Genomic DNA, 22168 nt, shown 5'->3' on the forward strand with positions numbered 1-22168 from the left:
CTTGACCTAGTAGTGGAACCGCGCTGCGCGGTTGCCACCGATCACCACGGACGACGAGGAACGGACTTCATGAACGACCAGCACGACCACGGAGCACTTGGCGACGCCGAGTACGCGGAGTTCATGGAGCTCGCCGCGGAGGAAGGCTTCGACCTCGAAGACGTCGAAGGCGCGATCGAGGAGGTCGGCCACGGCCCGCTCCCCGTCCTCGCCGTCGTCGGCCGCCCGAACGTCGGCAAGTCGACCCTGGTGAACCGCATCATCGGCCGCCGCGAGGCGGTCGTCGAGGACAAGCCCGGCGTCACCCGCGACCGCGTCACCTACGAAGCCGAATGGGCCGGGCGCCGGTTCAAGGTCGTCGACACCGGCGGCTGGGAGCAGGACGTCCTGGGCATCGACGCGGCCGTCGCGGCTCAGGCCGAGTACGCCATCGAGACCGCCGACGCGGTCGTCTTCGTCGTCGACGCCAAGGTCGGCGCCACCGACAGCGACGAGGCCGTCGTCAAGCTGCTGCGCCGGGCGGGCAAGCCCGTCGTGCTGTGCGCCAACAAGGTCGACGGCCTGAGCGGCGAATCCGACGCCGCCTCCCTGTGGTCCCTCGGCCTCGGCCTGCCGCACCCGGTCTCCTCCCTGCACGGCCGCGGCACGGGCGACATGCTCGACGCCGTCCTCGACGCGCTGCCCGAGGCGCCCGCCCAGACCTTCGGCGCCGCCCCCCTCGGCGGGCCGCGCCGTATCGCGCTGATCGGCCGCCCCAACGTCGGCAAGTCCTCCCTCCTGAACAAGGTCGCGAAGGAGGACCGCGTCGTCGTCAACGAGCTGGCCGGCACCACCCGTGACCCGGTCGACGAGCTGATCCAGCTCGGCGGCGTGACCTGGAAGTTCGTCGACACCGCCGGCATCCGCAAGAAGGTCCACCTCCAGCAGGGCGCCGACTACTACGCCTCCCTGCGCACGGCCGCCGCCGTCGAGAAGGCGGAGGTCGCGGTCATCCTGATCGACTCGACCGAGACCATCAGCGTCCAGGACCAGCGCATCATCACCATGGCCGTCGAGGCGGGCCGCGCCATCGTGATCGCGTACAACAAGTGGGACGAGCTCGACGAGGAGCGCCGTTACTACCTGGAACGCGAGATCGAGACCGAGATGCAGCAGGTCTCCTGGGCACCCCGGGTGAACGTCTCGGCGCTCACCGGCCGCCACATGGAGAAGCTGGTCCCGGCGATCGAGACCGCCCTCGCGGGCTGGGAGACGCGCGTCCCCACCGGCCGGTTGAACGCCTTCCTCGGCGAGGTCGTCGCGGCGCACCCGCACCCGATCCGCGGCGGCAAGCAGCCCCGCATCCTGTTCGGCACCCAGGCGGGCAGCAAGCCGCCGCGGTTCGTCCTCTTCGCCTCCGGCTTCCTGGAGCACGGCTACCGACGCTTCATCGAGCGCCGGCTGCGCGAGGAGTTCGGCTTCGAGGGCACCCCGATCCACATCTCGGTCCGGGTGCGCGAGAAGCGCGGCGCGCAGTACAAGAAGAAGTAGGCGCACGCGATGACGTGCCGCCGGGGTCAGTATCCCCGGCGGGGAGCGGGCGGCAGGGCCGCCGGGATGTGGTGCATCCCGGTCTGGTGCTGCCGCCCGCTGCCGTTGGCCTCGTAGCCGCCGGAGCCCGGGCCGCCGCCGCTCCCGGCGTACGCGTACGAGGGCTGCGGCAGCGGCTGGGGGGCCGGGGCGTACGAGGGCTGCCAGGCGTCCGCCGGCTGCCAGGAGGAACGGGTCCAGCCGCTGCCGTACGAACCGGCGCCCGCGCCGCCGGAATACGGGGCGCCGGTGGAGGTGGTGCCGTAGGAGAACGCGGTGAAGCCCAGGTCCTCCTCGCCCGACCGATCGCCCGGCAGGGCCCGGAAGGCGCGCAGGTACTCCGTATACAGCAGGTCGTAGATCGGGGTGTGCGAGGCGGCCGGTGCGGCGTCCGGGTCCCGGGACGGGCGCATCGGGGGGACGCTGCTCGAAAAGGACGGGGCGCGGGAGGGGTCGTATGAATGCACGTATCAGCCAACGAACCCGAAGCCCTGCGGATGCGGGCTGACCGGGGCGAATACGCGGCTCGCCGGTGGGGTGCCGGTACGGCGCACGGCCGCCCGGCCCCTGGGGAGAGGGGCCGGGCGGCCGTTGCGGCGGGTGGGGAGCGCGGGCGTCAGGCGCCCGGCGTACCGGCCAGGGGCATCGACGCGGCGACCAGTTGGCCGTCGGCCGCGGCCTTGTCGAGGGCGTCGCGGAGCAGGTCCTCGCGGGGCTGCTGACCGATGGAGCCCACCGGGGCGGCGTAGATCAGGACGCGCTGCGTCTTGTTGACGGCGGCCCTCCAGCCGTCGGTCACGGACAGCGCCTGGTGGGCCTGCCACCAGTGGATGGGGCTGCCGCCCTGCGGGCCGGGCTGGAGCACGGCGTGCAGCTGACCGGCGGCGAGCAGCACCGACCAGCCGTGCAGCGGGGAGGGCAGCTCGCTGGTGTCGGTGACGGGGATGAAGCCCTGCTCGATCAGGAGCGGCAGGAAGTCGTCGCCGGGGCCGGTCGAGCCGGGACGCGCGATCGGCGCGGTCGGCTCGACGACCAGCGCGGGGTGCAGTTCGCCGCCGATCAGGACCAGGCCGCTGGTGATGCCGAGGACGGCCTGGCCGCCGGGTACGGCCTGCGGAGCCTCACCGGCCGCGGCCGCGGCCGCCGGCGCCGGGCTGTCGCCCGTGATGGAACGGACGGCGCCCTGGAGCTGTTCCTCGGAGACGGAGACGACCTGCGAGGGGATGCAGTTGGCGTGCGCGAAGGCGAGGACGGCGGTCTCCTCGCCGACGAACAGCACGGTGCTGGTGGGTTCGCGCTCGGGGTCGCCGGGCGTGCGGCAGGAGGTGCAGTCGTAACTGCCCGGCGCGTCGTCGCCGACGAGCAGCCTGTCGGCTTCTTCGTCACCGATTTCGGCGCGTACCTCATCACTGACGTCGAGCATGCGCGGCACGGGGTGGCTCCTCGGACTAGGCGAGCGGGCGCCGGGGGTTCCCGGCTCGCCGGGCACAACGCGGGAGCGGTGCGCGGGGTCACGCCGTTTGAGGGAACGGAATCGAACCGGCCACCCGGGAGGGTGAACGGCCCCGCGAGCGCTTCGGATTTGGGGCAACTGTCGCCCGGTTGCGTCCAGTTGGTGGTCGAAGCCGGCCGTTTCGCGAGGCGGGTGGCGGGTCGGCCGTCCGGGTGGGGCGCGGACGCGTGCCGCGTGGCGGGGCGGGGCCGGGGCGGGGGCGTGCGTAGCGTGACCCGATGCCCGACCTCCGCACCCGGTTGGCCGCGTCGGCGGCCGTGACCGCCGCCGCGCTGGTGTTCGTACTCCCCTCCCGCGCGACCTCGGCCCCGCCGCCGCCGGCGCCCGGGCCCGCGGGGGCGGCGCAGCCCGGGTCGCCCGGGGTGATCGGGCAGGGGCCGGGGGACTGCGGGCCGGGCGGGGAGTGGCCCTGGGACTGCGTGGCCGACTGCGAGAGCAGCGGGCGCTGGGCGGTCAACACCGGCAACGGGTTCTACGGGGGGCTGCAGTTCCGGCAGCCGACCTGGGAGGAGTACGGCGGCCTGGTCTTCGCGCCGCGGGCCGATCTGGCGCGCCGGGAGCAGCAGATCAGGGTGGGGGAGGAAGTGCTGGGCACGCAGGGGTGGGAGGCGTGGCCGGTGTGCTCGAAGCGGTACGGGTTGGCGGGGCGGATGCACGTGGTGCGGGAGGGGGAGTCGTTGGACTCGATCGCGCGACGGCGGAAGGTGGCGGGGGGTTGGAGGGTGCTGTACGAGGCCAACCGGGGGGTGATCGGGGGGAAGCCGGAGGCGGTGGCGGTGGGGACGATGCTGGTGTTGCCGGTTGCTCCACCGGTGGCTCCGCCGGTTGGGCCGGGGGTGGCTTCGCCGGGGCCGGTGCCGGTGCCGGGGCCGGTACCTTCGGCGAGTGGGGCGGTACCGGCGGGGGCGGCCCCGCGCTGACGCCCCGACCGGGCCCGACCGGGCCCGCGCCTCAAACGCCGGCGAGGCTGGAGTGTGCGGCCAGGCTGGAGTGTGCGGCGGGGCTGGATGGTGCGGCCGGGACAGGGCTGGGGTTCCGGGGCCGGCCCCGGCGCTCACGTGGCGGCCAGGCTGACGGCAGACTTCGGGGATGCTTGAGACCTCCGCGCGGTTGTTGCGTCTGTTGTCGTTGTTGCAGGCCCATCGGGAGTGGACCGGGCCCGCGTTGGCCGAGCGGCTCGGGGTGACACCGAGGACCGTGCGGCGGGACGTGGACCGGCTGCGGGAGCTGGGGTATCCCGTCAACGCCAGCCCCGGCACGGGCGGGGGCTACCAGTTGGGGGCCGGGGCGGAGCTGCCGCCGCTGTTGCTCGACGACGACGAGGCCGTCGCGGTGGCCGTGGGCCTGCGTACCGCCGCCGGGAACGGCGTAGAGGGGATCGGGGAGGCATCCGTACGGGCCCTCGCCAAGCTGGAGCAGGTGTTGCCGTCCCGGCTGCGCCGGAGGGTCTCGGCGCTCAACGAGTTCACGGTCCCCATGCTGCGGGGCCCGCAGGGACCCACCGTCGACCCCGCCGTGCTCACCGTGCTCGCCGCCGCCTGCCGGGACAGCGAACGGCTGCGCTTCGACTACCGCGACCACGACGGCGCGGCCACCCGCCGCACCGTCGAACCGCACCGGCTGGTCTGCACCGAGCGGCGTTGGTACCTCGTCGCCTGGGACCTCGACCGGGAGGACTGGCGGACCTTCCGCGCCGACCGGATCGAGCCCCGGCCCCCGCACGGCCCCCGCTTCACCCCCCGTCCGCCCCCGGCCGCGGATCTCGCCGTGTACGTCTCCCAGGGCGTGTCCCAGCGCGCGTACGCCGCGCGGGCGCTGGTGCGGCTCAAAGTGTCGGCGGAGGAGGCCGCCCGGACCGTGGGGCCGAGCGACGGGACCCTGGAGCCGGTCGACGCGCGGAGCTGTCTGCTGCGCACGGGGGCGGTGAACCTCGATGTCCTGGTGATTCACCTCATGATGCTCGGCTGTGAGTTCGAGGTGGTCGAGCCGGTGGAGCTGACCGGGCGGATCCGGGGTCTACGGGACCTTCTCGACCGATCGGTGAAGGAGTTGTAAGGAAACTGAGGGGGGCTCAGCCGGCGACGCGCGGCGCAATTCCCCCCTGCGGAATAGACCGGTTCGGGGGGCGGCGGAAGGAATTGCCGAAGGCGCCTTCCGAACCCGTGGGAATCGTCCTCCGCGCCGCTCCTTTTCCGGGCCCGGTCGCGATGCCGCGGCGAACGGCTTCGGCGAGGAACTGTCGACAATTCGTGACCCAAGCGTGACCCGGTACGGAGGAACGTCCCGGCGTCGGGCTGACGGGCTGGGCATATCAACGACAACGGCGGGCCGGTTCGGTGAACCGGCCCGCCGTCGCGGAGTCGTGGCGCGGGGTGGCGGTGCGTACCGTCCCGCGGGACCGGGTGGCTCAGCCGCCCGCGACCGGTCGGGCCGCCGTGCTCCGGGCGGCAGTCCGTTCGGTGTGCGCCGGACGGCGGCTGCCGACCGGGGTGACCGGGGTGCGCTCGGACCGTATGACGTGCGGCCGGGCGGCGCCGTGCGAAACGACGGGCCGCGACGCGGGGGCGTGGCCGGCGGACGCCCCGGCCGGGGCCGGCACGTCCTCGGCGCGCCGCAGCCGCCACTTGCCGCCCGCGGAGACCAGGGGGACGAGCGCGGCGGCGACCGGCTCGGCGACCCGCCCCTCCTCCAGGCGGCTGCGCAGCCGCTCCCGCACCTCGAAGACGTACGCCTCGGACCGGGCGATCAACGGCTCGAACCACGGCAGGCCCAGCAGCACCAGCAGGCCGGCGGTCCAACCGAGCAGGACGTCGCTGACCCAGTGGGTGCCGAGGTACACGGTGGTGGCGCCGACGCTCAGCGAGACGATCGCCGACACCAGCGACAGCACCCGGCGGGTGACCACGGTGGAGGCCAGGTAGGCCAGGATTCCCCAGGTCACGACGGCGTTGGCGGTGTGGCCGGAAGGGAATATATCGCCGCCGGCGAAGAGCTCGGCGGAGCCGATCTGGGTGGCGTAGTGCGGACCGAGCCGCCCGAGGCCGAGCTTCACGGAGCCCACGGTGACGTTCAACAGCAGCAGTGCCACGCCGAGCGTGATCAGCGGGCGGAGCGTGTGCTGGCGCCAGGACCGCCAACCGAGCCAGGCCGCCACCATGACGGCGGTGGGTCCGCGCTGGCCCAGGACCACGAGGTAGTCGAGGAAGGCGTGCAGCTGCGGCCACTGCTCGTAGGGCCGGAAGAACATGATCTGCCAGTCGAGCCGGACCAGCCAGGACGTGGTGAGTACCGCCACCACGATCGCGATGTAGAAGGCGAGGGTCGACGCGAGGAGCACGACGCGATGCCGGCTCATCCGCGGAGTTTGCAGATGGGCCGGTCGCTCTGGTTCCCGGTCCAGCCGGGCGAAGACCCGCTCCAGACGGGTCAGGATTTGGTCGGTACGCACTCAATCGACGTTACCGCGCGTCGAAGGGCGGCCCGGGCGAATCGCGGGCTTTGTGATGACCATGTGATGTGGAGTTGGTCTCACGCGGGCTTAATTACCGCTATTCAGGCTGCGGTTGGAACTCTCGCGCGGCGATTATCCGCACACTTACTCGTCGTTTATCGCCGCGGCTCAATCACTTTGCTCAAACATGGATCGGAATGATCCATTCCGTGATCACCCCGTCTCCGTGATCGCCCGTCGGCCGGCGGCTCTTACGGGGGCCCCGACCCGTTCAGCCAGAAGGCCCCGTACACCGCCGACACCAGGACCAGAGCTCCGAGGACGCCGGCCGCCCGGCCCGTCCGCCACTTGGCCAGCGCCACCGCCACGGGCAGCAGCAGGGGGAACGCGGGCAGCAGCAGCCGCGGCTTCGAGCCGAAGTACCCGGACGCGCACAGGGCCAGCGCCACCACGATCCCGCAGTACACCAACAGCGCCGCGGGCTGTCGCTGCCGCACGCACAGCCCGTACAGCCACAGCACCAGCAGCACCCCGGCGATCAGCCCCAGCCCGGCCGCGAACGCCGAAGACGCCAGCCGGCCCCCGATGAACCGGGCGAAGGCCAAGCCGCCGTCGAAGCCGTTGCCCCAGCCGGCCTGCACGTCCAGGTAGCCGAGCAGCCCGGTTCCCGTGCGCGCGCCGACCCACAGGACGTACGCCGCCGCGCCCATCGGCGCCAGCAGCGCCCCGGCCGCCATCCCCCACGACCGCTCGCCGCGCCGCAGGGCCAGTACGGCCGTCACCCACACCGCCGCGACCACCGCGGCCCCGACCGGGCGGGTCAGCCCCGCCCCCGCCGCGAGCAGCCCGGCCGTCAGCCACCGCCCGCGCAGTACCGCGTACAGGGCCCAGGCGGCCAGCGCGGTGAACAGCGACTCGCTGTACGCCATGGACTGCACGACGGCCACGGGCAGCGCCGCCCACAGCGCCACGGCGATCACCCCGGCCCGGCGACCGTAGAGGAGGGCGGCGACGGCGAAGATCCCCCAGGCCGCCGCGAACCCCGCCACCAGCGACACCACCAGGCCCGCGGAGCCGTACGACAAACCGGTGGGCGCGGCGACGAGCCGCTCCAGCCAGGGCAGCAGCGGGAAGAACGCCAGGTTCGAGTGAACGCCGCCGTTCGGCAGGACCACCTCGTACCCGTACCCCTCTGCGGCGATCCGGGCGTACCAGAGGGAATCCCAGCGGGCCGAGAGCAAGGTGTGCGGGCTGCTTCCGACCGCCGCCCCCCACACGGCGAGCGCGGCCAGCCCGAGCAGGCGTATCGCCGCGAAGGCGGTCAGCGCGGGCGCGACCCGCCGCAGTACGAGATGGTTCACGGGCACGATTATCGACGCCGCCGACCCCCGGCCACGGACCGGAACCACCGGCGGCGGGCGCACGCGCGGTGAGGTGGAAAGGGGAGTGGCGCACACCACACGGGGGCCGTCACCGCGATGAGAGCTTGGCCACGTGTCGGGCAGACGAACTCGCGTACGCTGACCCTTCACTCGCGCGAGTCGATGCCGGACCCCGCAGGACGCCGCAAGCGCACCACCCTCCGCGGCTCCGCAAGACGCTGGTCCGCCGAGTGCGAGGGAACACCTGGGAGGTACATGCATGTCGGGGACGAACACGACCGGCGACGGTGAGCGCTCTCCGGTTCCCCCCACGTCTCCCCGGCAACGGATCAGCGCCGGCTCCGGCGGCACCAACCGCTGGCCGGCGCTGGGCGTGCTCTGCGTGAGCCTCGTCCTGGTCGCGCTCGACGCGACGATCCTGCACGTCGCCGTCCCCTCCGTCACCGAGGACCTGCGCCCCGGCGCGGTGGAACTCCTGTGGATCGTCGACGCCTACCCCCTGGTGTGCGCGGCGCTGCTGATCCTCTTCGGCACCCTCGGCGACCGGGTCGGGCGCCGCCGGATACTCCTGCTCGGCTACGGACTCTTCGGCATCGCCTCCGCGATCGCCGCCCTCGCCGACAACGCGCAGGTCCTGATCGCCGCGCGCGCCCTGCTCGGCGTGGGCGGCGCGATGATCATGCCCGCCACGCTGTCGATCCTGCGCCAGGTCTTCCCCGACAGGCGCGAGCGGGCGCTCGCCATCGGGATATGGACCGCGGTCGCCGCGGTCGGCGCGGCGAGCGGTCCGGTGCTCGGCGGGTTCCTCGTCCAGCACTTCTGGTGGGGTTCGGTCTTCCTCATCAACATCCCGCTGATGGCACTGATCCTTCCCGTCGGCCGCCGGCTGCTGCCCGAGTCGAAAGGTTCCGCCGACGGACCCTGGGACGTACTCGGCGCGCTGATGGCGGCCGGCGGGGTGCTGGGGGCGGTGCTCGGGGTCAAGCGGTTCGGCGCGGAGCGGCAGCTCGCCGACGCGCAGGCGCTGCTGCCGCTGGCGCTCGGCGTGGCGCTGCTCGTGCTGTTCGTGCGGCGCCAGAAGCGGCGGACACATCCGCTGATCGACATGCGGATGTTCTCCCGCGCCGCCTTCTCGACGTCCGTCGGCTGCATCGTGCTCGCCATGCTGGCGCTGGTCGGGCTGGAGCTGATCGCCGTCCAGTACCTCCAACTGGTGCTGCACCTCACCCCGCTCCAGACGGGGTTGCGGCTGCTGCCGCTGACCTTCGCGGCGATGGCCGCGGGCGCCACCGGCTCGTACACCCTCCAGCGGGTCGGGCCGCGCACGATGGTCTCGCTGGGCTTCGTGCTGACCGCCTGCGCGGTGCTGCTGCTGACGCTGATGGGACAGCAGGACCGGCCGGTGCTGCTGACCGTCGGATTCGTGCTGCTCGGCTTCGGGCTGCAGACGACGCTGTTCGCGGCGTACGAGTCCATGCTGAGCGAGGTGCCGGCGACCAAGGCGGGCGGGGCGGCCTCGATGGGGGAGACCTCGTACCAGCTCGGGGCGGGCATGGGCATCGCGCTGCTGGGGAGCGTGATGAACGCGGCCTACGCGCCTGGGCTGGAGCGCGTTCCGGGCGTGTCGGCGACCGACTCGGGGAAGGCGGCGCATTCGCTGGGCGAGGCGTACCAGATCGCGGCGCGGCTGGGCGGGCCGGCGGGCGAGTCGCTCCACGCTGCGGCGCGGCACGCGTTCGTGCACGGGTTGCACGTGACACTGGTGGTGAGCGCGGGGCTGTTGTTCGCGGGGGCGGTGATGGCGTTGAGGCTGCCGAGGGCGATGGAGTGCGGGGACGCGGTGGGGGACGCGTCGGAGGCCGGCCGGATGCCGGTGCCGGCGCAGGGGCGGTCGGGTCGTGCGCAGGCGGAGCGTGACGCGGTGGTGCGGCGGGGCTGACCCGGCCCGCGCCGGCGCCCCCGGCTGGTGGGGGCTGGAAAAGAGGGCGGTTGGGGGAGAAACTTGCGGCGCTAGGTTTCTTCCAGGCCGCCGGGAGGCCACGTGTCCTTCGTACCCACCGATCCGCTCGGGCTCGACGATCTGCTGAGCCCCGAGGACCGCGCCGTCCGTGACACCGTGCGCGGCTGGGCCGCGGACCGGGTGCTGCCGGAGATCGCCGACTGGTACGAGCGCGGGGAGCTGCCCGGGATCCGGGAGCTGGCCCGCGAACTCGGCGCGATCGGGGCGCTCGGGATGTCCCTCCGGGGCTACGGGTGCGCGGGGGCCAGTGCCGTGCAGTACGGGTTGGCCTGCCTGGAGCTGGAGGCCGCCGACTCCGGCATCCGGTCGCTGGTGTCCGTACAGGGCTCGCTTGCGATGTACGCGATCTGGAAGTACGGCTCCGAGGAGCAGAAGCAGCGCTGGCTCCCCGGCATGGCGGCCGGCGAGCTGATCGGCTGCTTCGGGCTGACCGAGCCTGACGTCGGCTCGGACCCGGCCGCGATGCGCACGTACGCCAAGCGCGACGGCACCGACTGGGTGCTGAACGGCCGCAAGATGTGGATCACCAACGGCAGCGTCGCGTCCGTCGCCGTGGTCTGGGCACAGACCGACGAGGGGATCCGCGGCTTCGCCGTCCCCACCGACAGCGCCGGTTTCTCCGCGCCGGAGATCAAGCACAAGTGGTCGCTGCGCGCGTCGGTGACGAGCGAGCTGGTGATGGACGACGTACGGCTGCCCGCGGACGCGGTGCTTGCGGGCGTCACCGGGCTCAAGGGACCGCTGGGCTGCCTCAGCCACGCGCGGTACGGGATCATCTGGGGTGCCATGGGCGCGGCCCGCGCCAGTTTCGAGGCCGCGCTCGACTACGCGAAGACGCGGGAGCAGTTCGGCAAGCCGATCGGAGGCTTCCAGCTCACCCAGGCCAAGCTCGCGGACATGGCACTGGAACTCCACAAGGGCATCCTGCTCGCCCACCACCTGGGCCGACGCATGGACGCGGGGACCCTGCGGCCGGAGCAGATCAGTTTCGGCAAACTCAACAACGTCCGCGAGGCCATCGACATCTGCCGCACCGCGCGGACCATCCTGGGTGCCAACGGGATCTCGCTCGAATACCCCGTCATGCGGCACGCCACCAACCTCGAATCGGTCCTCACCTACGAGGGAACCGTCGAAATGCACCAGTTGGTGCTGGGCAAGGCGCTCACCGGGCTCGACGCCTTCCGGTAGGCCGTGGGCCGGTGATGGCCCTGCTCAGCTCTGGTTGAAGAAGTCGCGGGCACGGCCGCCCGCCTCGCCGCTGACGATCTGGGTGTCGGCCGGGGTCAGCAGGAAGACCCTGGTCGCCACCCGCTCGATCGAGCCGCGGAGTCCGAAGGTCAGACCGGCGGCGAAGTCGACCACGCGCTTCGCGTCGGCCGGTTCCATGGACGACAGGTTCACGATCACCGGGACGCCCTCGCGGAACAGCTCGCCGATCCCCCGCGCGTCACGGAAACCGTCGGGCGTCACGGTCGCGATCCGCCGGCCCTGCTCGACCGCGGACTCGGAGGCCACCTTGACGCGCGGGTCGGTGACCCACTGGTCCCCGGGGCCGGACACCGAACCGCCGTGCTGCCGCTCCACGGCCTCCGCGTAGTCGTCGTCGTAGTACCGCTCGTCGTCGTTGTCCTCCACGAGACCCAACCAGGCACTCGCCTTGCGCACCGAACCCATGGACGCCTCCTTTCACCGCGGTCAGTTGTCTTCTCTTCCGCTGCCCCTATGGTCGTCCATGATGCTGACAACGCGCCAAGTGGATAGTCGGCACGCACGGGTTTCGTGACGGTACTGGTGCAGAACATCCGTTGCACCGTCAAGCTTCCGAGCGCCTGCCGCTGCTGACTGAGTGAAAATACGACTGCGGGCGCCGTCCGGGTGAGCCCTGCGGGCGTACGGGTGAACGAGTGGGCTCGATACCATGCCCGCCTGGCACACGTATGACACGGGGGAAGCGCACTTGTTCGGCATCGTCAGACCTTGCACGCACCGGCTGGGGGAGCGGTTCAAGACCGAGTGGATGGCCCATCTGTGCGGGCTGTGCCTGGCACTTCGAGGCGACCACGGTCAGCTCGCCAGGATCGTCACCAATTATGACGGGCTGCTGGTCTCCGTTCTGACGGACGCTCAGTCGGGGCCCGCCCCCGGCTCGCGGCGCACCGCCGGGCCGTGCCCGCTGCGCGGGATGCGGACGGCCGCGGTGGCCGACGGGCAGGGTGCCCGCCTCGCCGCCGCCGTCTCCCTGGTACTGGCCTCCGCGAAGGTCCGGGACCACGTGGCCGACCGGGACGGGTTGTTGGCGCGCGCCCCGATCGCGGCCGCCGCGCGCAAGGTCGCCCGGGGCTGGGACCGGGCCGGTGCCCGTACCGGGGCCTCGCTCGGCTTTGACACGGCCGTGCTCGTGGACGCCGTCGACCGGCAGGGCGGCATCGAGGCCCTGGCCGGTCCGGGCACGCCGGTGCTGGTGGTCACCGAGCCGACGGAGACCGCGACGGCGGCCGCCTTCGCCCATACCGCGGTCCTCGCCGGACGGCCCGGCAACGCCGCCGCGCTCGCCGAGGCGGGCCGCTACTTCGGGCGGCTGGCGCACCTGCTGGACGCCGTGGAGGACCGGGCCGCCGACGCCGCGGCGGGCGCCTGGAACCCCCTCACGGCCACCGGCACCCCTCTCGCCGAGGCCCGGCGGCTGTGCGACGACGCCCTCCACGGCATCCGGCTCGCCCTGCGCGAGGTGGAGTTCGCCGACGCGGGCCTCGCCCACCGGCTGCTGGTGCACGAGCTGCGCACCTCCGTGGACCGCGCCTTCGGAACCGGTGGTTGCCGCCATGCCGGGATGAACTCCGCCGGGCAGGGCGGCTTCGGGGCGCCCCCGCAGGGTTACGGGGCCCCGGGCGCGGGCGGAACCCCGTACGGGAGCGGCGGCCCGTACGGGAGCGGCGGCGCGTACGCCCCGTACCCGCCGGGCGGGCCGGGTGCGGCCCCGCCGATGGGTCCGGGTGGCCCCGGGGGGCCCGGCGGGCCCGGCTGGGGCCGTGGGGGCGGTGGGGGCGGACTGCCCCCGCAGAAGCCGCGCCGCGGGTTGCTCGCGGGCTGCGCGGTCGCCGTGGGGCTGTTCTGCACGTGCCGACTGTGCTGTACCGACCACGAGGGCCCGTGGTCGCGCAAGAAGCGGGACGCGTGGTGCGACGACTGCGACTGCGGCGACTGTGGTGGTTGTGACTGCGGCGGTTGTGACGGGTGCGACTGCTGCTGTCCCTGCGACGGCTGCTGACCTCCTGTCAGGTGACCCGAGCGCCCGGACGGAGTACCGGGCGGTTCCCCCCACCGCCCGTGTGGAAGGGCTGAGGGCCATGAGCGATCACGAAGCGGGCGGTCACGCGGCGGACGACCCGGACACCGCCTGGAAGCAGTGGCACGAGCGCCGGCTGGCCACCGTGTCCGCCCCTTACGGACCCCTCTCGCTGACCGGCACCCACTGGCTCGCCGACTTCCCGGACGGTCGAATTCCGGCCGTTCCGGGGCGCTGGCGCGTCGCCGACGGCGGGGTGGCCCTGAGGGCCGGACCCGAGGACGGCCTCAGCCTCGACGGCGAGCCCTTCACGGGGGACGCCGTACTCGCCGCCGACGAAGGTCCGGCCTCGCGCGCGCGGGTCGCGGTCGGGGACGTACGCCTCGTGGTCATCCTGCGCGAAGGGGATTGGGCGGTCCGCGTCTTCGACCCGGCCGCCGGGGCGCGGCGCGCCTTCGGCGGTATCGAGGCGGGCCCCTACGATCCCGACTTCGTGCTCGCGGGCCACTTCCGCCCCTACGGCGAGGACCAGACCGTCCAGGTCGAGAACGTCGACGGGCGGGTCCGGGGGCTGGGTCTCGGCGGTGAGCTGTCCTTCGTCCACGGAGGCGTGGAGCACACCCTCCAGGTCGCGGTGGACGGCGTGGACGGCAGCCTCTGGGCCGTCTTCGCCGACGCCACCAGCGGCACGACCAGTTACCGTTTCCGTTTCCTGCGGCCCGGTACCCCCGCCGCGGACCGCTCCGTCACCGTCGACTTCAACCGGGCGCTGCTGCCGCCCTGCGCCTTCGCCGATCACTTCATCTGCCCCTTCCCGCCGCCCGGCAACACCCTGCCGTTCGCGGTGGTGGCGGGTGAGCGAAGGCTGAAACGCGCCCTTGTTCCAACAATCTGACGCCAGGACACTCCCGTCAGCGTCTCTCCAGGGACTTGTCAGGGGCACGGCGAACGTTGAAGCGTCCGCCGTGCCCCCGGCCGCTCCCTCACAGGCACCGGCACCCCCACAGCCGCCGGGCCCCGATCCCTTACCGGGAGGACGAAGTGAGGACCAAGATCACCCGTACCAGGCTGCTCGCGGCCGCCGTCGGCGCGGCTGCCGTCGCCGCGCTCGCGCTGCCCACGGCCGCCAGCGCGGACACCAAGGACAGCGGCTTCAGCGCCGCCCGGCTGGCCTCGGCCGAAGCCTCGGTCCTGCGGGCCGACGTCGCCGGCACCGCCTGGAACACCGACCCCGCCACCGGGACCCTCGTGGTCACCGCCGACTCCACCGTCACGGCCGCCGACATCGCCAGGATCCGCCGCGAGGCCGGGGCCGACGCCCCGGCCCTGCGGATCGAGCGCACCTCCGGCAAACTGCGCAAGCTGCTCTCCGGCGGCGACGCCATCTACGCGTCGAGCTGGCGCTGCTCCCTCGGCTTCAACGTCAGGAGCGGGTCCAACTACTACATCCTCACCGCCGGGCACTGCACCGACGGCGCGGGCACCTGGTGGACCAACTCCTCCCACAGCAGCACCATCGGAACCACCGTCGGTTCCAGTTTCCCCACCAATGACTACGGCCTGATCAAGTACGCGAGCAACTCGCCCACCCCGCCCGGCACCGTCGGCAGCCAGGACATCACCAGCGCCGTCGACGCCACCACCGGCATGTCCGTCACCCGTCGCGGCTCCACCACCGGCGTCCACGGCGGCACGGTCACCGGCCTCAACGCCACCGTCAACTACGGCAACGGCGACATCGTCTACGGCATGATCAAGACCAACGTCTGCGCGGAGCCCGGCGACAGCGGCGGCCCGCTCTACTCCGGCAGCCGCGCGGTCGGCCTCACCTCCGGCGGCAGCGGCAACTGTTCCTCCGGCGGGACCACCTTCTTCCAGCCGGTCGTGGAAGCCCTCAACGCCTACGGCGTCAGCGTGTACTGAGCCACCCGCGCCCTTCGTACCCCTGGACGTCCTCCCGCCTTCTGGGAGGATGTCCAGGGCGTGCGTGTTTCCGGGGGGAGGCAGGTTTCCGTATGAAACGCATCGGGGTGACCGGGCACCGGTCGATTCCCGTCGAGGCGCTCGCCGACGTCAGGCAGGGCCTGCGGGGCGTCCTGTGCGGCCGCGAGGGACCGTTGGAGGTGTTCTCCAGCCTCGCGGAGGGCGCGGACCAACTCTTCGCCGGCATCGCCCTGGAGTGCGGCGCGGACCTCACCGTGGTGATCCCCAGCGAGGACTACGAGGACGACTTCGCGGACGCCGAAGCCCTGGCCCGCTACCGCCGGCTCAGGCGCCGGGCCGTCCAGGAAGTGCGGATGGGCTTCGCCCGCTCCACCGACGAGGCGTACTACGCCGCCGGCACCTACATCGCCGAATCCTGCGACCGCCTGGTCGCCGTCTGGGACGGTCTGCCGGCCCGGGGCCACGGCGGCACCGGCGAGATCGTCGCCTACGCCCGGGCGCTCGGCAAACCCGTCACGGTCCTCTGGCGCGAGGGCGTGACCCGGGAATGAGCCACGCCCCGGCCGGGACCGCGATCAACTGCTGTGCCGCGCCAGCCAGTCCGTGTGCTGCGGAGAGACGTACCGCTCCGTCTCGTACACCGCGGACGGCCACTGCGCCTCGGTGATCGTCGTCTGCATCACGACCATCATCGCCGACAGGTCCTGCTCGATCAGCGTGTGCGCTTCGATCAGCGGATGGTGGCGCCGCACCTCGTTCCAGGCGATCGCCGCCGCCGCGGACGCGCTCAGCAGCGCCGTGAGCGCCGGACCCGGCCCCGAGCCGAACGCGCCGAGCAACGCGAACAACAGGGCCACGCAGGTCAGCAGCACGATCGTCCACGACCACAGCGCCGTCGCCCGCCGGGACACCTCCGTCTTGCGCTGGTACCAGTTGCGCTGCTCGATCAGCCGGTCCCGTACGTACGTCTCCCGGCGGACCTGGTAGCCCAGTCCGCGCAGCCGCTGCATCGCCCCGGTGATCTCCCCGCCCTCCGGCACGAGACCCGCGGCCCGGGGATCCTCCCAGCCCATCTTGCGCAGCTCGTCCAGCCCGGCTTCCAACCGGGTCCGGTACGTCGCCTGCGGGGCGTCGACATCACTGCCGAACGGCGCCCCGTGCACCGCGTACCGCCAGGCCAGCGACTTGATGAACTCCGCCGCGCTCCGGTTGAGCTGCCACTGCGGCCGGGCCCGGCGCCGGGTCGCCCGTACGCCCACCGCCAGCACCCCGGCGTAGGCCAGGGCGCTCAGCGCGCCGAACAGGTGCAGCGGGCCCGCGGCGGGCGCGGCGGGCAGGGTCGCGGCGGCCGCGGCCGCGACGAGCAGCATCAGCTGCCGGCGCGTGGCCCGGGTGGACTCCCGCTGCCGGGAGATCGCCGCCTGGTCGGTGTGGTGGAAGAGGGCCGGCAGGTCCTCGTTCCGGAACGTCATGCTGTCGCTCACAGCAACCCCCCAGGTCTGCTGTAGGGGCGGAGGGCGGCCCGTGCGGGGGCCGCCCTCCGTCGGATCACACGGCGAGCGGCTCCAGGTCCCGGTGGACCCGTCGCTCGTCGCGGGCGTAGCGGGTCAGGCCGTGGTCCTCGCCGAGCAGACGCGTCAGCTCGGCCACCGTCTCCGTCCGGACCCGGGCCGCTTCCTCCTTGCGGCCCATCATGTCCAGGCTGACCGCCATGTTCGAGGCGGCCGCCAAGGTCTCCGGGTGGTGCGTCCCGAGCGCCTCGCGCAGCCGCAGCACCACCAGCCGCTCCAGCTCCAGCGCGCCCTCCGGGTCCCCGAGGTCGGCGAGGGCGTTGGCGAGGTTCAGGTTGCCGAAGATGGTGTGCGGGTGGTTGTCGCCCAGCACCTCGCGCATGTGCCGGATCGTCTGGCGCAGCATCGGCTCCGCCGTGTCCGCGGAGCCCGTGCCCCAGTGGAACACCGCCAGGTTGTTGACGGCGGCCAGGGTGTACGGATGCCGCTCGCCCGGCACCTTCACGTACTCGTCCACCACCTCCTGCGCCAGGTCGCGCGCCGCGCCCGGGTCACCGGTCGCGAACAGGTCGGCCGCCAGGTTCAGTTCGCAGGCCAGCAGGTCCGGGTTGACCGAGGTGTACTTGGCGCGGTAGCGGTTGCGGGTCGCGGTGGTCAGCCGCAGCGCGTCCTCCAGGTCGCCCGCCCGGCGCAGCGACACCGCCAGGTTCTTCGCCGCGGACAGGGTGCCCGGGAAGGCCCGGCCGAGCGTCCGCTTGTAGATGTCGTACGTCCTGCTCAGCAACTGCACCGAATCGTCGTACCTGCCCACCTCGCGCAGGTCCCGCGCCAGGTTCTGCGCCGAGGACAGGGTGTACGGGTGGTCCGGGCCCAGCACCTCGGTGCGCCGGTCGAACACCTCCTGGTCGATCTCCCTGGCCCGGGAGTACTGCCCGACCATGCGCAGGTTCAGGGCCAGGTTGTTCGCGGCGGCCAGGGTGCGCGGGTGCGCCTCGTGGAAAATCTGCCCGAAGCCCTCGTGCGCGGCCGTCGCCAGCTCCATCGCCTCGCCGTAGCGGCCCAGCGCCCCCAGGTCCATCGCCAGGCCGCTGGTGGTCATGTACGTGTGCGGGTGCGAGGGGCCGAGCGCCGTCCGCTGCCGCTCCAGGGTGACCTCGTCCAACTCCTTCGCCTCCACGAACCGGCCCTGCGAACGCAGGATGTTCGACAGGTGGAAGCGGAGGTACAGGTACTGCAGATCGCTGTCGCCGAGCATCTCCTTCCACACCTCGCGCAGCTCCTCGCCGAGCTGGTAAGCGGCCTTGAAGTCACCCCGCTTCCACAGGTAGCGCACCCGGTCGATCAACAGCCTGCGGGTCTCCGGCTCCTTGCAGAACCGGGCCTCGGAGGGCGTCAGGTGCGGCCAGATGGTGTTGAAGCGGGGCCAGGTGGCCGGGTTGTCTATCGGCTCGTCGTCATCGGGCCGGGCGCCCGCCAGGATGCGGTGTACGGCGTGCCGGGCCTCGCGCTGCTCCTCCTCCGACAACTGCGCCCGGATCACGGCCTGGACGAGGCGGTGCACCTGGATGCTGTTGCCGACCTGGTCGACCTTGGCCATCGCGAACCGGCCGATCTCCCGGATCACCCGGCCCAGCATCAACTTCTCCTGGAGCGAGGAGTCGTACGGTTTGAGGGCGTTGATCATCTCCTTGCTGTAGAGCAGGTTCGCGGATATCGGCTCCGGTGCGAAGAAGGCGCACAACTGCAACAGCCGTACGGCGGCCGGGGAGCGCGACTGGAGCCGCTCGATGGAGACGTTCCAGGTCGCCGCGACCGGCTCGGGGTAACCGGCCGGCTGGTTCAGCCCGAGCACGCTCGCGGCCTGCTGCGCCAACTGCTCCAGGTACGCCGACACGGGGGTGGCGGTCTCCGCGATCCAGGCACCCGCCTGCTCGACGGCGAGCGGCAGGTCACCCACCGCTATGGCCACCTGCTCGGCGTCCTCGTGGGAGAGTCCGGGCGCCCGCCGCTGGAGGTGCTCGACGGACTCCTCGCGCAGGAACACGTCCACCGGCAGGGCGTCCCCGTACTGCGACCAGGACTGGTTGCGGGAGGTGACCAGGACGTGCCCCGGCCCGCCCGGTGGGAAGAACCGCTTGAGCGTCTCGGGATCGTCGGCGTTGTCGAAGACCAGCAGCCAGCGCGAGGTGGGCACACCGCGCCGCAGCAGGTCGATCGCCTCCTGGGAGGCGGCCGCCATGTCCTCGCCCGTCTGCGCCCCCAGCCGTACCGCCAGCTCGGCGAGGGCCGCGACCACGTCGTCGGTCTGCTCCGAGGAGATCCACCAGACCAGGTCGTAGTCCGCCATGAACCGGTGGACGTACTCCAGCGCCACCTGCGTCTTGCCGACGCCGCCGAGCCCGTAGAGGGTCTGCGGCTGCGGCAGCACCACGGTCATGCCGCCGCCGAGCTGGTTGCGCATCCGCTCCAGCACGATGCTGCGCCCGGTGAAACCGGTGTTGCGGGGCGGCGCGTTCCAGATCTTGGGTACGGTCCCGGGGAAGCGGGGACCGGGCTGGGAGGCACTGTTGACCGTGTCGTTCAGGGCCATGGGCCGCTCCACCGCGCGCAGCAGGGCGGTCGTCGCGTGCACCTCGTCGAGGCGGAAGAGGTCCACCGGATTGCGGTCGATGTACGGGGTCGCGAGCCGTACGTCGCCCACCCGCAGCGGCACCAACTGACGCCGGCCGCCCGTCGGGTCCTCGGCGGCGGCCCGGTTCCACACCTCGACGGCGCGCGCGGACTTGAGGAAGGCGCTGGAGAGCAGCACGACCGTGCGGGCGGCGTTGTCGACGCTGATGCCCGCACCGCCGAGCGTGTCCCCGGACCCGGACCCGGACCCGGACCCGGACCCGGACCCGGACCCGGACCCGGACCCGGACGTCGGGGCGGGGGCCACTTCCGCCGACACGTCCTTGGGCACCACGCGGAAGCCGGCCCGGGTGAGCACTGACTCGATCCAGTCGGCCCACATCCTGTTCTCGGCGACGTAGCAGAGGAACAGGTCCGCGGGCAGGGCCGGCCGGCGCCGGGTGAAGGCGTCCCGGATACGCATCCGGACGTCCTCGGCGATGGCCGGCATCGAGGTGATCTCGCCCTCGGTGACCACGGCGGTGAGCCGCTCGAACGCAGAGAGCAGGGAGTTGGTGAGCCCGGCCTCGTCGCCGAAGGTGGCCAGGGTCTCCTCATAGGCGTAGTAGGGCCGGTACGGGATCTCCACCGCGCCCCAGTAGGAGGTCAGGTCGTCCCCGACCAGGCCGCCCGGGAAGCGGTCGAACTTGATCCGCGCCAGTGCCCGGCCCGCGTCCGCCTTCTCCTTCTCGCCCTCGTCGATGCGCATCGGCACCGGGTAGATCTTGATGCCGCGGTCGTTGAACCGCTCGTCGATCTGCCGGGCCACGGAGGCGGCGCCGTCGATGGACTGGTCGGAGAGGGTGAAGCAGTCGACCAGGACGTCCGGCAGGTGCACGGTGCAGATGTCGGCGATGTCGGACAGGCCGGTACGGCTGTCGATCAGCACGTAGTCGTAGTTCCGCTTCATGTCGGCGCGTAACGCGTCGAAGAAGAGGCCGCCGCCGAGGCGGTCGTAGAAGTTGTCCCAGTCGAAGGTGGACACGGTCGCCGAGTACTCGCGGTTCTGCCGGCCCGCCGAGACGAAGTCGAGCGTGCCGCCGTCGGGGAACTCCCAGCCCAGCGTCTCCGGGGTGAGGGACACCGCGTGCGGCTGTATCCGCGCGTAGTCCTTGTGCCAGTCGTCGGCCCGCTGCACCGGGCTGGTGGCGGCCCAGGCGTACTCGCTGATCAGGTCGATGACCCCGGTGGTGGCCCCGAGCGTGGAAGGGTCCAGGAAGGGGTGGAAGAAGCGGTGCAGGCCCGGCGCCTCCAGGTCCCAGTCCACGGCGAGCACCCGCTTGCCGTTGGCCGCCAGGATCCAGGCGGTGTTCGCCAGCGCCATGGTGCGGCCCGTTCCGCCCTTGTACGAATAGAAGGTGACGATGCGTCCGCCACGGCTGTCACGACCGGCTGTCATCCGTGTCCCCCCGCTCTGTGTCGCTGACGTCGTTGGTGTCGGTCCCGCCCGGTGCGCCGCCGCCCGCCTCGGTGTCGGGCGGGAAGGGAACGCGCGGCGGCAGTGGGGGCTCGTCCATCCCCATCGGCCCGACCAGCCGCGGCCGTTCGGTGTGGGTGCCGCCCGCCGGCGGGTACACCTGGGCGTGTCTGAGGAACTGCTGGGCGGCGGCCTCGACCACCTGGGGCAGGATCTGCCCGAGCATCTCCATGTTGGCGACGCCGTTCGCGGCCGCCCGGCAGGCGGCCCGGCCCTGGCTCATCTTGACGGGCATCGTCCCCTCCAGCCGGTCCGCCAGCTCCCCCTCCTTCGCCCGGCTCTGGTGGTCGTACCGGTTCCAGGGCACGACCACGTTGATCCACGGCCGGTGTTCCTGGTCGAAGGCGGCCAGGCGCTGTCGGCGCTGCTCGTCCTCCACCGCCCAGCGGTCGACGATCAGGATCTCCGGGCGCGTCGGCGGCTGCTTGCTGTCGAAGTGCCCGGCCTCGTCGTCGAACGAGCCCAGGCTGGTCTGGTAGTTGAGGTTGCGGATCACGTCCTCGGCCACGTAGGCGATGGGTCGCTGCGCCACCGGGTGGTACGGGTTCCACTCCAGGGCGTTGTCCCCGTAGTACTCGGGGCTGCGGCCCTCCGGCAGGTCGTGCCGGGAGGCGGCGGCCACCGTGATGTGCAGGGTGCGGGCCGGGTTGCCGCCGTTGCCGCCGAATGCGCTCGGCACCACCCGGTAGTCCAGCGGCTTGATCGGGTCGATCCGCACCGTCTCGGCCACGTGCACGATGCGTTTGGCGAGTTCGTACACGGCCGCCTCGTACTGCTCGGCGTAGCTTCGGAGTTTGATCAGGCCGTACAGGCCGTCGGTGACGTAGCGCTCGCCGAAGGTGTTGTGGTTGAACTGCAACCGCGAGGCGGGGCCCGGCATGTGGGTGGCGGGCACCGGCACCCACAGGGCCGGCACGATGGCCTCCGGCGGCGGCTCGTTGTGGCGCGCCCCGTGCTGGATCGCGCGCTGCGCGAAGGCGAACCACTCCTTGCCGCACATCTCGCTGGCGAAGTAGCGCGGCGAGAACAGGGGGACGAAGACGCGGCAGGTGGCGAGCGCCGCCGCGAGCCGTTCCGACCAGCCCTCGCCACTGCGTATCTCGCGGTCCATGAAGCCGGCCTCGGAACCGGCGGGGAGATCGGTCAGCGCCATCACGTGGTTGCAGAGATCACGGAAGAGCCGCTCGACCCACATGTCGGGGTCGGGCCCCCCGGCCCCGAATCTCGGCGTATGCGCATAACTCAGAAAGAAGTACGGCTGCACTGATGCGGGCACACGACCCCCGTCCCGAAGATGCGAGCGAAGAAACATCATTCCGGAGCTGCTTCGCCACATCCCCTC

17 protein-coding genes are annotated in these 22168 nt (G+C 72.3%); 9 read left to right on the forward strand and 8 right to left on the reverse strand.

Annotated elements, in window-relative coordinates:
• Positions 1–69 precede the first annotated feature (69 nt).
• Complete coding sequence (gene der / locus ABZ934_RS18240) at positions 70–1530, forward strand: ribosome biogenesis GTPase Der (protein ID WP_361313959.1); 1461 nt, start codon at positions 70–72, stop codon at positions 1528–1530.
• Between the two features lie 26 nt (positions 1531–1556).
• Here the strand turns inward: der and ABZ934_RS18245 are convergent, their stop codons facing one another.
• Both ABZ934_RS18245 and ABZ934_RS18250 read right to left on the reverse strand, forming a co-directional pair.
• The gene (locus ABZ934_RS18245; RefSeq protein WP_361313961.1) at positions 1557–1982 is read right to left on the reverse strand and encodes a hypothetical protein; all 426 of its coding nucleotides are present in this window, start codon (positions 1980–1982) and stop codon (positions 1557–1559) included.
• Positions 1983–2185: 203 nt separating this feature from the next.
• Positions 2186–3001 carry a hypothetical protein gene (locus tag ABZ934_RS18250; RefSeq protein WP_361313963.1) on the reverse strand — a complete coding sequence of 272 codons (816 nt, stop codon included), beginning with the start codon at positions 2999–3001 and terminating at the stop codon, positions 2186–2188.
• Positions 3002–3300: 299 nt separating this feature from the next.
• Between ABZ934_RS18250 and ABZ934_RS18255 the strand changes: the two genes are divergently transcribed.
• Together ABZ934_RS18255 and ABZ934_RS18260 are read left to right on the forward strand one after the other, a co-directional pair.
• Positions 3301–4002, forward strand: a complete 702-nt coding sequence (locus tag ABZ934_RS18255; RefSeq protein ID WP_361313966.1) for a transglycosylase family protein — start codon at positions 3301–3303, stop codon at positions 4000–4002.
• A gap of 169 nt (positions 4003–4171) precedes the next feature.
• A complete protein-coding gene (locus tag ABZ934_RS18260) occupies positions 4172–5137 on the forward strand; it encodes a YafY family protein (RefSeq protein WP_361313968.1) in 966 nt (321 codons plus the stop codon).
• Between the two features lie 352 nt (positions 5138–5489).
• Here ABZ934_RS18260 and ABZ934_RS18265 read toward each other — a convergent pair whose 3' ends face one another.
• Both ABZ934_RS18265 and ABZ934_RS18270 read right to left on the reverse strand, forming a co-directional pair.
• Entirely contained in the window at positions 5490–6530 is a 1041-nt protein-coding gene (locus ABZ934_RS18265) for a phosphatase PAP2 family protein (RefSeq protein WP_361313970.1), read from the reverse strand.
• Between the two features lie 254 nt (positions 6531–6784).
• Entirely contained in the window at positions 6785–7894 is a 1110-nt protein-coding gene (locus ABZ934_RS18270) for a hypothetical protein (RefSeq protein ID WP_361313973.1), read from the reverse strand.
• A 280-nt stretch (positions 7895–8174) separates the two neighbouring features.
• Between ABZ934_RS18270 and ABZ934_RS18275 the strand changes: the two genes are divergently transcribed.
• Positions 8175–9854, forward strand: a complete 1680-nt coding sequence (locus ABZ934_RS18275) for an MFS transporter (protein WP_361313975.1) — start codon at positions 8175–8177, stop codon at positions 9852–9854.
• Positions 9855–9956: 102 nt separating this feature from the next.
• Positions 9957–11126 carry an acyl-CoA dehydrogenase family protein gene (locus tag ABZ934_RS18280; RefSeq protein ID WP_361313978.1) on the forward strand — a complete coding sequence of 390 codons (1170 nt, stop codon included), beginning with the start codon at positions 9957–9959 and terminating at the stop codon, positions 11124–11126.
• Positions 11127–11150: 24 nt separating this feature from the next.
• Here the strand turns inward: ABZ934_RS18280 and sepF are convergent, their stop codons facing one another.
• A complete protein-coding gene (sepF, locus tag ABZ934_RS18285; protein ID WP_136214944.1) occupies positions 11151–11612 on the reverse strand; it encodes a cell division protein SepF in 462 nt (153 codons plus the stop codon).
• Between the two features lie 283 nt (positions 11613–11895).
• Between sepF and ABZ934_RS18290 the strand changes: the two genes are divergently transcribed.
• The 4 genes from ABZ934_RS18290 (at position 11896) to ABZ934_RS18305 (ending at position 15719) form a co-directional block, all read left to right on the forward strand.
• Positions 11896–13206 (forward strand): DUF5685 family protein, encoded by a 1311-nt coding sequence (locus tag ABZ934_RS18290; protein WP_361314330.1) that lies wholly within the window; start codon positions 11896–11898, stop codon positions 13204–13206.
• A gap of 79 nt (positions 13207–13285) precedes the next feature.
• Positions 13286–14119 carry a DUF1684 domain-containing protein gene (locus ABZ934_RS18295; RefSeq protein WP_361313980.1) on the forward strand — a complete coding sequence of 278 codons (834 nt, stop codon included), beginning with the start codon at positions 13286–13288 and terminating at the stop codon, positions 14117–14119.
• A 146-nt stretch (positions 14120–14265) separates the two neighbouring features.
• A complete protein-coding gene (locus ABZ934_RS18300) occupies positions 14266–15147 on the forward strand; it encodes a S1 family peptidase (RefSeq protein ID WP_361313983.1) in 882 nt (293 codons plus the stop codon).
• Between the two features lie 92 nt (positions 15148–15239).
• A complete protein-coding gene (locus ABZ934_RS18305; protein ID WP_361313986.1) occupies positions 15240–15719 on the forward strand; it encodes a hypothetical protein in 480 nt (159 codons plus the stop codon).
• A gap of 24 nt (positions 15720–15743) precedes the next feature.
• Here ABZ934_RS18305 and ABZ934_RS18310 read toward each other — a convergent pair whose 3' ends face one another.
• The 3 genes from ABZ934_RS18310 to ABZ934_RS18320 form a co-directional block, all read right to left on the reverse strand.
• A complete protein-coding gene (locus ABZ934_RS18310; protein ID WP_361313988.1) occupies positions 15744–16640 on the reverse strand; it encodes a DUF4231 domain-containing protein in 897 nt (298 codons plus the stop codon).
• A gap of 76 nt (positions 16641–16716) precedes the next feature.
• A complete protein-coding gene (gene fxsT, locus ABZ934_RS18315) occupies positions 16717–20748 on the reverse strand; it encodes an FxSxx-COOH system tetratricopeptide repeat protein (RefSeq protein WP_361313990.1) in 4032 nt (1343 codons plus the stop codon).
• Positions 20732–22138: a TIR-like protein FxsC gene (locus ABZ934_RS18320; protein ID WP_361314333.1), complete on the reverse strand. Its 1407-nt coding sequence runs from the start codon at positions 22136–22138 to the stop codon at positions 20732–20734. The genes fxsT and ABZ934_RS18320 overlap by 17 nt, the downstream gene beginning before the upstream one ends.
• Between the last annotated feature and the right edge of the window lie 30 nt (positions 22139–22168).

The sequence above is a fragment of the Streptomyces sp. NPDC046557 genome, from assembly GCF_040645975.1.
Taxonomy (GTDB): domain Bacteria; phylum Actinomycetota; class Actinomycetes; order Streptomycetales; family Streptomycetaceae; genus Streptomyces.

Bases quoted from the DNA above. Each gene is read 5' to 3' on its own strand.
- ABZ934_RS18255 (WP_361313966.1), top strand. From the start codon at position 3,301: ATGCCCGACCTCCGCACCCGGTTGGCCGCGTCGGCGGCCGTGACCGCC.
- fxsT (WP_361313990.1), bottom strand. From the start codon at position 20,748: ATGACAGCCGGTCGTGACAGCCGTGGCGGACGCATCGTCACCTTCTAT.
- ABZ934_RS18260 (WP_361313968.1), top strand. From the start codon at position 4,172: ATGCTTGAGACCTCCGCGCGGTTGTTGCGTCTGTTGTCGTTGTTGCAG.
- ABZ934_RS18245 (WP_361313961.1), bottom strand. From the start codon at position 1,982: ATGCGCCCGTCCCGGGACCCGGACGCCGCACCGGCCGCCTCGCACACC.
- ABZ934_RS18295 (WP_361313980.1), top strand. From the start codon at position 13,286: ATGAGCGATCACGAAGCGGGCGGTCACGCGGCGGACGACCCGGACACC.
- ABZ934_RS18275 (WP_361313975.1), top strand. From the start codon at position 8,175: ATGTCGGGGACGAACACGACCGGCGACGGTGAGCGCTCTCCGGTTCCC.
- ABZ934_RS18305 (WP_361313986.1), top strand. From the start codon at position 15,240: ATGAAACGCATCGGGGTGACCGGGCACCGGTCGATTCCCGTCGAGGCG.
- ABZ934_RS18320 (WP_361314333.1), bottom strand. From the start codon at position 22,138: ATGTTTCTTCGCTCGCATCTTCGGGACGGGGGTCGTGTGCCCGCATCA.
- der (WP_361313959.1), top strand. From the start codon at position 70: ATGAACGACCAGCACGACCACGGAGCACTTGGCGACGCCGAGTACGCG.
- sepF (WP_136214944.1), bottom strand. From the start codon at position 11,612: ATGGGTTCGGTGCGCAAGGCGAGTGCCTGGTTGGGTCTCGTGGAGGAC.
- ABZ934_RS18310 (WP_361313988.1), bottom strand. From the start codon at position 16,640: ATGACGTTCCGGAACGAGGACCTGCCGGCCCTCTTCCACCACACCGAC.